Annotated in this window: 7 protein-coding genes and 2 pseudogenes; 2 read left to right on the top strand and 7 right to left on the bottom strand. The window is 64.6% G+C overall.

The window, feature by feature from the left end:
* Positions 1-74: 74 nt before the first annotated feature.
* The 6 genes and pseudogenes from EN742_RS14040 to EN742_RS14015 form a co-directional block, all read right to left on the bottom strand.
* Positions 75-905: a GNAT family N-acetyltransferase gene (locus EN742_RS14040; RefSeq protein WP_127399757.1), complete on the bottom strand. Its 831-nt coding sequence runs from the start codon at positions 903-905 to the stop codon at positions 75-77.
* Positions 906-909: 4 nt separating this feature from the next.
* Entirely contained in the window at positions 910-1,656 is a 747-nt protein-coding gene (locus EN742_RS14035) for an aspartate/glutamate racemase family protein (protein ID WP_126058531.1), read from the bottom strand.
* A gap of 11 nt (positions 1,657-1,667) precedes the next feature.
* Positions 1,668-2,486: an ABC transporter permease gene (locus EN742_RS14030; protein WP_127400341.1), complete on the bottom strand. Its 819-nt coding sequence runs from the start codon at positions 2,484-2,486 to the stop codon at positions 1,668-1,670.
* 4 nt (positions 2,487-2,490) lie between these two features.
* Positions 2,491-3,327 (bottom strand): annotated as a pseudogene (locus EN742_RS14025) (ABC transporter permease); the annotation flags it as partial.
* 146 nt (positions 3,328-3,473) lie between these two features.
* Positions 3,474-4,763, bottom strand: a complete 1,290-nt coding sequence (locus EN742_RS14020) for a PotD/PotF family extracellular solute-binding protein (protein WP_126058528.1) — start codon at positions 4,761-4,763, stop codon at positions 3,474-3,476.
* 33 nt (positions 4,764-4,796) lie between these two features.
* Positions 4,797-5,885 (bottom strand): ABC transporter ATP-binding protein, encoded by a 1,089-nt coding sequence (locus EN742_RS14015; protein WP_126058527.1) that lies wholly within the window; start codon positions 5,883-5,885, stop codon positions 4,797-4,799.
* A gap of 261 nt (positions 5,886-6,146) precedes the next feature.
* Between EN742_RS14015 and EN742_RS14010 the strand changes: the two genes are divergently transcribed.
* Positions 6,147-6,860 carry a GntR family transcriptional regulator gene (locus EN742_RS14010; protein ID WP_126058526.1) on the top strand — a complete coding sequence of 238 codons (714 nt, stop codon included), beginning with the start codon at positions 6,147-6,149 and terminating at the stop codon, positions 6,858-6,860.
* A gap of 312 nt (positions 6,861-7,172) precedes the next feature.
* Positions 7,173-8,035 (top strand): annotated as a pseudogene (locus EN742_RS14005) (hypothetical protein).
* Between the two features lie 139 nt (positions 8,036-8,174).
* Here the strand turns inward: EN742_RS14005 and EN742_RS14000 are convergent.
* Positions 8,175-9,207: aldehyde dehydrogenase family protein (locus EN742_RS14000; RefSeq protein ID WP_128332931.1), on the bottom strand; the 1,033-nt coding region annotated here is incomplete at its 5' end.

Raw genomic sequence — 9,207 nt, 5'->3', positions numbered from 1 at the left:
CGCCTTCATGCGCGGCTTCGGCCAGCCGCCCCAGGCGCTGCGGCGCTCGGCGCGGCGATAGCGGCCGCCCCGCGTCAGCCCAGCTCGAGCGTGGTTATGCCGAAGACCCTGGCTTGCGCGTTTGCCGGCACGCCTCCCCGATACATCCGGGTCGTGCTGAAGCCGGGCGACAGGCCGGCGGCCCGAAGCGCTGCGGTGAAATCCGCATTGGCCACCGGCACGTCGATGTGCAGCGTGCCCCTCATCATGTCGGCCAGCGCAGCCAGCAGCCGCAGCGCGGTCTCGGTATCGTCGGCGAACAGCGGCCCGACCTTGAAACCTTCCCGGCACTGACGCGCCACGCCGTAGCCGCAAATCCGGCCGGCTTTCATGGCCAGCAAGGCAACGCGCGGCGGCTGCAGCCATCCTTCGAGAAAAGCCGGCCGTGGCGCCGGGAAACAGCCGCGGTCATAGGCGAGGACGTCGGCAAGCCGATCGGGCGTCGGTGGCCGGATGTCGCCGCCCCCGGGCAGACCCACGGCATGGCCGCTGTAGCGGAGCGTCTCGTAGACGGGCTGAAATCCCATGCGCCGGTAGTTGGGCTGCTGCTCGACGACACCGTCGAGGCCGATCGTGCGATTGCCGAGCCGCGCCATGCCGGCGTCCCAGACCGCCCTGCCATGCCCCTCGCCGCGCCGGTCGGGACGGCAGATATAGAGGCCGATGAAGCCGAAGCGGTCGCCATAGGCAACCGCCGAGATGCCGGCCACCATCCCGCCGTCGACGAAGGCGCCGATGAAACCTTCGGGATCTGCCGCCTGGAACACGGCGGCATCGCCAAAGCCTGGATTCCAGCCTTCGCCCGCGGCCCAGTCGACAAGCATTTCCACCTCTTGTGAGGCGAGCAAGCGGATTGTTCTCGGCATCGTATCACTCGGCGGCGACGTCACCCGGGGCGAAGGATTTCAGAACGCCACGATAGGGCTTTGCCAGCGGGTTTGCATAGGCGCCGCGTTTGGATGTTGACAGGCCAAGCGCAATCAGCGCCTCGGCTTGCTTGATCGCGGCGCCGACGCCGTCGATGACCGGCAGGCCGAAGTCCCGCTGCAACTCGGCCGCAAGGTCGGCCATGCCGGCGCAACCGAGTACGATCGCCTCGGCGCGATCCCGCTCGATCGCACGCGCGATCTCGTCACGCAGCTTGACGATGGCGCCTGATGCCGGGTCTTCCAGCGCCAGGACCGGAATGTCGGCGGCGCGCACGCGGGCCCGCGCGGCCATGCCGTAGCGCCGCACCAACTCCTCGACCGGCACGCGTGAGCGTTCGGTGGTGGTCACCACGCTGAAGCGCTGAGCAATGAAGGAGGCGAGGCTGAGCGCCGCCTCACAGATGCCGATGACCGGGATGTTCGCCATGGCGCGCGCCGCGTCCAGTCCGGTGTCGTCAAAACAGGCGATGATCGCCGCCTGCGCGCCGGCGCGCTCGCCGGCGGCGATCTCGACCAGCAGGCCGGGCACCGCAAGTGCCTCGTCATAATAGCCCTCTATAGACACAGGCCCCATCGACGAAGTGACGGCGAAGATCTCCGTCGAGGCGCTGGCAACGGAGCGGGCGGCCGCTGCGACGGTTTCGGTCATGCTGGCGGTCGTGTTCGGGTTCACCACGAGAATCTGCACGTTGGCTCCGTTCAGGCTCGCGCCCGGCGGCGGCCGACATAGACGATCGCGCCGAGCGTCAGCAGGATCACCAGGAAAGAGAACACGGTCGTCACCGTGCCAAGCGCATAGAGCACCGGCGTCGTTACATTCGTCGTCATGCCATAGATCTCGAGCGGCAGCGTGTTGAAGGTGCCCGACGTCATCAGCGTGCGGGCGAACTCGTCATAGGAGAGTGTGAAGCCAAACAGGCCGACGCCGATCAGGCTGGGCGCGATCATCGGCAGAACCACATGCGCGAAGGTCTGCCAGGCGGTGGCGCCAAGGTCGCGAGCGGCCTCCTCATAGGCCGGCGAGAACCGGTTGAAGACGGCGAACATGATCAGCACGCCGAAGGGCAAGGTCCAGGTCAGATGCGCGCCGAAGGCCGAGGTGTACCAGGCCGGACGAAAGCCGATCTGCTGGAAGACGACACCGATGCCGAGGCTGATGATGATCGACGGCACGACCAGGCTGGCGACGGCGAGATAGAACAGCGCCGTGGCGCCGCGGAACTTGCGGCGGAAGGCAAGCCCGGCGAGCAGTGAGACGATGACGGTCACCGCCATCACCATCAGGCCGAGCGCCAGCGAACGCCTGAAGCTGCCGCCGAAATCGCCCACCGCCTGCTTCTCGAACAGGTTGGCGAACCAGTGCAGCGAGACGCCGTTGAGCGGAAAGGTCAGGCCGCCATTCTCACCCTGGAAGGACAGGATCAGGATCGCCGACAGCGGCCCGTAGAGGAACAGCACGAACAGAGCGAAGAAGGCCGCCAGCCCGTAGAATTCGAGAGTGCGCTTCTCGCGGTTCATCGCCTCAGAGCTCCTTGCGGATGTCGACGATGCGCAGGATGCCGGCGACCATCAGGAGCACCAGCACCAGAAGCACGACCGCGTTGGCGGCGGCGGCCGGATATTGCAGAAGCGACATCTGGTTCTTCATCATCAGCGCGACGGAGGCGCTCTGTCCGCCCGACATCACCTGCACGGTGGAAAAATCGGCCATCACAAGCGTGACGACAAAGATGGTGCCGATCGCCATGCCGGGCTTCGCGAGTGGGATGACGACATTCCACAGGATCTGCCAGCCGGAAGCGCCGGCGTCGCGCGCGGCCTCGAACAGCGAGCGGTCGATGCGCATCAGCGTGTTGAAGATCGGCGTCACCATGAACAGCGTGTAGAGATGCACCATGGCGAGCACGACGGCGAATTCGGAATAGAGCAGCCATTCGATCGGCCTCGGTACCAGCCCCAGATGCACCAGCGTCGAGTTGACCAGGCCGTTGCGGCCGAGCACCGGAATCCACGAGATCATGCGGATGATGTTGGAGGTCAGGAACGGCACGGTGCAGACCAGGAACAGCACCATCTGCATGGCCGTGGTGCGGATGTGGAAGGCGAGGAAATAGGCGACCCAGAAGCCGATGAAGAGCGTCAACGCCCAGACGATGGCAGTGTATTTCAGCGTGTTGAGATAGGTCTTCCAGGTGACCCAGGAACCGAGCACGTCGGAATAGTTGGTCGTCAGGAAATCCGGATACATCGCCGCGAAGTCGTAGTCCCAGAAGCTGACGACGACGATCATCAGGATCGGCAGCAGCAGGAACGCGCCGAGGATCAGCGCGAGCGGCGTCGCCTGCAGATAGGGCGCGATCACGCCGATCGAGAACCGGCGGCGCCTGGCGGGCTTGGCCGCGGCCATTGCAGGGCGTTCGAGCGCGACTGTCATGCGTGATATCCGACGAGCGGTTGTGTTTGCGGATGACGGCGGCGTCGCCGCCGTCATCCGCGATCAGTGCATCACGCCGCGATGAACTCGTTCCAGCGCTTCACCATGTAGCGGTCCTCGTCCATCACCGAGTTCCAGCAGGCAACCTTGCCCATGCGCTCGACGAAGGAACCGCCGTCACGCACCGCGCCAGCCTTCTCCATCACCTTGCCGTCCGGCGCGACGATGTCGCCCTTTGCCGGCTTGCCCTCGACCCAGAAGCCCCATTCATCCTCGGACATGAACTGCTTGGCCGTGTCCATGGCGGCGGAATAGTAGCCCTGGCGGTTGAGATAGGCGCCGACCCAACCGGACAGGTACCAGTTGATGTATTCATAGGCCGCGTCGAGCTCGGCGCCCTTGAGATGCGCCGCGAGGCCGAGGCCGCCGCCCCACGAGCGATAGCCTTCCTTGAGCGGCTGATATTTGCAGGCGATGCCCTTGGAGCGCACCGCTGCCACCGCCGGCGACCACATCGACTGGATCACCACTTCGCCGGACGCCATCAGGTTGACGCTCTCGTCGAAGGATTTCCAGAAGGCGCGGAACTGACCGTCCTGCTTGGCCTTGATCAGGAAATCGATCGTCTTGTCGATCTCCTCCTTGGTCATGTTGCCCTTGTCTGCATATTTGATGTTGCCCATGGCTTCCATGATCATGGCCGCATCCATGATGCCGATCGACGGGATGTTGAGGATGGCGGCCTTGCCCTTGAAAGCCGGATCCATGATGTCGGCCCAGGTGGTGATGTCGCGGCCGACGAGGTCGGGGCGGATGCCCAGCGTGTCGGCATTGTAGATGGTCGGAACCATCGTCATCCACTGGGTCGGTTCCTTGGCGAAGGCCTTGGAATCCTGCGCCTCCACGAAGCCGACCGTGTGTGGTGCCGTGCCTTGCGCGATCACGCTGTCGGGCGTCAGCTTGCCGGTGATGAACAGCGGCACGATCTTGTCGTAATATTTCAGCTTCTTGACGTCCATCGGCTGCATGACGCCGGTCGGATATACCTTCTTGGCGATCCAGTATTCGATGTCTGCGATGTCGTAGCTGTCGGGCTGTGTCACCGCGCGCTGCGCGGCGGCATCGGAATCGGTCGCCGTCATCTCCAGCGTGATGCCGAGATCCGCCTTACACTTTTCGGCGATGGCATTGAGGTTAGACACGCCGGTACCGAACTGGCGCAGCGTGATGTTCGACTGCGCCCAGATGGTCGGGAAGCCGGTGATGACGCCGGAGCCGGCGGCAAGGCCGACCGCCGCTGCGCCCGTCTTGAGCAGCGAGCGGCGGGAAATGCCTGTCTTCTTGTCGGTTGTGTTGGTCATTGTCAGTTCCCCTTTTGGTTTGGTTGTGATGGTTCAGGAATCGAGACGACCGAGGATGATCGCATCCTCGGCGTCCCAGGCGATCGGCACCGCGTCGCCGACGGCGACCGGCCTGGCAAAAAAGCCCTCGTCGTCGAGGATGACTGTGAACTCCTCGATGCCAGCGCCGTTGACCGAGAGCTTCACGGTTGCGCCGCGATACTCGATGTTGGAAACGATGCCGCTGAAGCCGAGCCCCGCCGCCGGCGCCTCGCCGATGCGCACATGGTCGGTGCGGATGGCGATGTCGATCGGCTCGCCGGGCTCGCGGCCCTGCCCGCTCGCGGCGAGCGAGACGCCGCCCGGCACCTCAAAGAGAACCATGCCGTCGCTGCTGCCGCTGACGCGGCCGGACACGACATTGTGGTCGCCCATGAAGCGGGCGACGAAAGCGGTCGCCGGCCGTTCGAATACGGTGCGCGGCGGCGCCGCCTGCTCGATGCGGCCATTGTTCATCACCACGATCAGGTCGGCCAGCGCCATTGCCTCCTCCTGGCTGTGGGTGACGTGAACGAAGGTGATGGCGAGCGAGGTCTGCAGCTTCTTCAGCTCCGCCCGCATGCGTATCTTGAGGAACGGATCGAGCGCCGAAAGCGGCTCGTCGAGCAGCAGCGCCTCGGGATCGGTGATCAATGCGCGGGCCAGCGCCACGCGCTGCTGCTGCCCGCCTGAAAGCTGCGCCGGGCGGCGGCTTGCATAGGCTTCCATCTGCATCAGCTTCAGCATGTCGAGCGCCTTGGAGCGGCGCTCCTCCTTGCCGACACCCTTCATCTTCAGGCTAAAGGCGACATTGTCGACGAGGTCGAGATGCGGAAACAGCGCATAGGACTGGAACATCATGGCTGTGCCGCGCTTGGCAGGCGGCAGGTCGGTGACGACGGTGTTGCCGAGCCGCACGTCGCCGCTCGAGATGCTCTCATGCCCGGCGATCATGCGCAGCGTCGAGGTCTTGCCGCAGCCGGAAGGACCGAGCAGGCAGCAATAGGTGCCGGCCGGAATCTTGAGGCTGATGTCCTCGACGGCGGTGGTCGCGCCATAGACTTTCGAAACGGACACGATGTCGATTTCGGCGGCTTTGGACATCCGGGCTCCTCTTGGCTCGGATTAACCAAAGCATCATGCATGCCAGTTGCCCGCCGCCACCCTCAAGCGTTTGAATCCTCGAGCAAATTGTCGATCCGGCCTCGCGCCCAGCAAAGCAGCACTCGTGTGCGATGCACAAATTATGGGCGATTGTCGGCGATGTCAGCAGAAATCGTATGCAATCTTTTCTACTATTGCGTTCAATTTGGCTCTCGTGCAGGCGGCCCGATTCAGGCTACAAGAGCTGAGGACCTTGCCGCCATGAACATCGCCGACCAGACCTTCCCAGCCGTCGACAACGCCAACGAGGATCGCGCCCAGGCGATCCGCGACCAGTTGCGGGACGCCATCGTCGACCGCCGGCTTGCGCCCGGAACCAAACTGTCCGAAGGCGAGGTCGGCACCCTATTCGATGTCAGCCGCACCGTCGCACGCGCGGCGCTGCAGATGCTCTCCTTCGAAGGCTTGGTGCGCACCGAGCGCAATCGCGGCGCCTTCGTCGCCAATCCCTCGCCGGAAGAGGCGCGCCAGGTCTTTGCCTCGCGCCGGCTGATCGAGCCCGGCATCGCGGTCGCCGCCGCCGGGCGCATCACACCGGCTGACGTTGCCGCCTTCAAGGCACAGCTCGAGGAAGAGGGCCGCTTTATCGCCGAGCGCGGGCCGAGCGCAAGGCGCTCCGAGATCAAGGCCTCCGGCGATTTCCATCTGCTGTTGGCTTCCGTGGCCGGCAATGTCATCCTGCAGCGCTTTATGGAAGAGCTGGTCGCGCGCTCCTCGCTGGTGATCGCGCTCTATGGCCGCTCCGGCATTTCGAGCTGCGGCCACAACGAGCATCTGCAGATCCTGGACGCGCTGGAGAACGGCAACGCCGAACGCGCCAGCGCGCTGATGCTGCACCACATCGACCATATCGAGGCTGATCTCGACCTGCGCGTCAGGAGCGGTCCGGCGCTGCGGCAGGCCCTCGAGTCCTGACAACCTGCGCGAGCCGGCCGATGCCGTTGCTTGTTTCAATCTTGGCCTGGAACGCGCGCTCACCCCGGCCCGGATGGCGCGAAGCCTGTGCTTGCCCCTTGCGTGCGTCAATTCGGCCGGCGGCTGCCGGGCTGACTATCGTTGGGAGGAGTTTTGCGAACGTTTGCAAAGAGTTAGCGAGGAAATGGCCTCGGCCTGCATGCAGGCCGCCCTACTTTGGTACGGGGAGCGCAATACTGGACACCAACGATGAAGGCTGGAAATGTGCTTCATGTTTCACGGTTCGGAGGGCTGAATCGGAGCAGGAGCAGGATGGCGCTGAAAGCCGAAGACATTGCCGGCCATCCGGCTGTGCACCGTGGTGTCCAGGAGCAGTCACGGGCGCTTATCCAGATCTACGAAACGAGCCCTCGGCTGCGATCTTCGCCACGCAGCAACGCTGGCTGATGGGCCATGTCGGCCTTGCCCTGCATTTCAGGCGGAATCCGAACGACCATCACACCGCGCTGACCTTGGCGCGCTTCCTCAAGGTGATACGCCAGAATTCGGTAGCCAGCCGCAACACGGCGGAAGCCTTCATCAAGGAGATGTTGCATTACAACATCGCCGAATATCTGCCGACAAGCGAAGATGCGCGCGCCCATCCCATGCAGCCCACGGCAGCCACCATCAAGACATTCACGGGCTGGGTCCTCGCCCATCTCAGGACGCTGGATATGATCGACGGCGGCAACCGGCTGGCCACCTTCCTCGACCGGCCCGAAATGCTGGCCAGATTGCAGCCGCTTATCGCGGACGGTCTGTTGTCTTCAGCGCCGGTGCGTGAGCCCGAGCAGACCTTCTCGCTGTTCATCTGGCTCAACAATGGCGGCATCGTCATGGACTGGCTGATGTCCGGCATCGATCCAGAGAATGCCGGACTGGACAAGATCCCGACAAGCGTGGTCTCGATCGCAGAGTTCGCCCGATGGCTTAAGCTGTCGCGCACCCATCTCGCGCGCAAGCTGCATGACGCCGAGGAACTCGGCAGCATCGGCTGGGCCGGCCAGCGCGGCCATTCCCTGATGTGGGTTTCGAAGGAATTCTACCACGAATACATGGCCGTCCAGGCGGCCAAGCTCGCCGTTGTCGATGCGGCCTTCGAGGTCTGTTTTCCGGCACCGGAAAGAGGCTGAACGTTCTGCCCTCCGCACAACCCGCGATCTCACCGGCAAACGTCAGAAAGTGTCCGGCGTCGCGGCCGCCATGCGCGCTGTCGACCTGCGTGGCCTGATCGTGCAGGCCAGGCGCCGCCATGAGCGGCGCCTGCGATCCTCAGTCGATGTCGAACGAGACGCCCTGGGCAAGCGGCAGCGCCTTGGAGTAGTTCACCGTGTTGGTGGCACGCCGCATATAGGCCTTCCAGGCATCCGAGCCGCTCTCGCGGCCGCCGCCGGTCTCCTTCTCGCCACCGAACGCGCCGCCGATCTCGGCGCCGGAGGTGCCGATGTTGACATTGGCGATGCCGCAATCCGAACCATCAACGCCTAGGAAGCGCTCGGACTCCTGCAGGTCGCGGGTGAAGATCGACGACGACAGTCCCGCGCCGACCGCGTTATGCTCGTCGAGCACGGCATCGAAGTCGGAGTACTTCATCACATAAAGGATCGGCGCGAAGGTTTCTTCCGTCACCGGCGCGACCTGCTTGGGCATCTCGACCAGCGCCGGGTGCACGTAATAGGCATCCGGATGGCCGTTCTCGACCCGCGAACCGCCGGTAACCTTGCCGCCATGGGCGGTGGCTTCCTGCAGCGCCTTCTGCATGTTGTCGAAGGCGGCCTTGTCGATCAGCGGACCGACCAGCGAAGACGTTTCCAGCGGATTGCCGACCGAGACGCTCTGATAGGCCTTCTTGAGACGCGGCAGCAGCGCGTCGTAGACGCTCTCGTGCACGAACAGGCGCCGCAGCGTCGTGCAGCGCTGGCCGGCCGTGCCCATGGCGCCAAACGCGATGGCCCGCAGCGCCATGTCGAGATCGGCGGTCGGGCAGACAATGCCGGCATTGTTGCCGCCGAGCTCCAGCACCGCGCGCGCGAAGCGCTTGGCCAGCCGCGGACCGACGTCGCGACCCATGCGGGTCGAGCCGGTGGCCGAGACCAGCGGCACCTTCGGGTGGTCGACCAGGATCTCGCCGACGGCGCGGTCGCCGATCAGCACCGGCGCCAGCCCTGCGGGCGCATCATTGCCGAAGCGCTCGACCGCGCGCTTGAAGATCGCCTCGCAGGCAAGCGCGGTCAGCGGCGTCTTTTCCGACGGCTTCCACACAACGGCGTCGCCGCAGACCAGCGCAAGGGCTGCATTCCACGAC

The organism is Mesorhizobium sp. M4A.F.Ca.ET.020.02.1.1 (assembly GCF_004022645.1).
In the GTDB taxonomy this organism is placed as follows: domain Bacteria; phylum Pseudomonadota; class Alphaproteobacteria; order Rhizobiales; family Rhizobiaceae; genus Mesorhizobium.
The sequence above is the reverse complement of the archived record's forward strand: the minus strand, read 5'-3'. Positions and strand labels throughout refer to the sequence as shown.

Excerpts from the sequence above, each read along its gene's own strand:
- EN742_RS14040 (WP_127399757.1), bottom strand. The coding sequence starts at position 905 with ATGCCGAGAACAATCCGCTTGCTCGCCTCACAAGAGGTGGAAATGCTT.
- EN742_RS14020 (WP_126058528.1), bottom strand. The coding sequence starts at position 4,763 with ATGACCAACACAACCGACAAGAAGACAGGCATTTCCCGCCGCTCGCTG.
- EN742_RS14010 (WP_126058526.1), top strand. The coding sequence starts at position 6,147 with ATGAACATCGCCGACCAGACCTTCCCAGCCGTCGACAACGCCAACGAG.
- EN742_RS14015 (WP_126058527.1), bottom strand. The coding sequence starts at position 5,885 with ATGTCCAAAGCCGCCGAAATCGACATCGTGTCCGTTTCGAAAGTCTAT.
- EN742_RS14030 (WP_127400341.1), bottom strand. The coding sequence starts at position 2,486 with ATGAACCGCGAGAAGCGCACTCTCGAATTCTACGGGCTGGCGGCCTTC.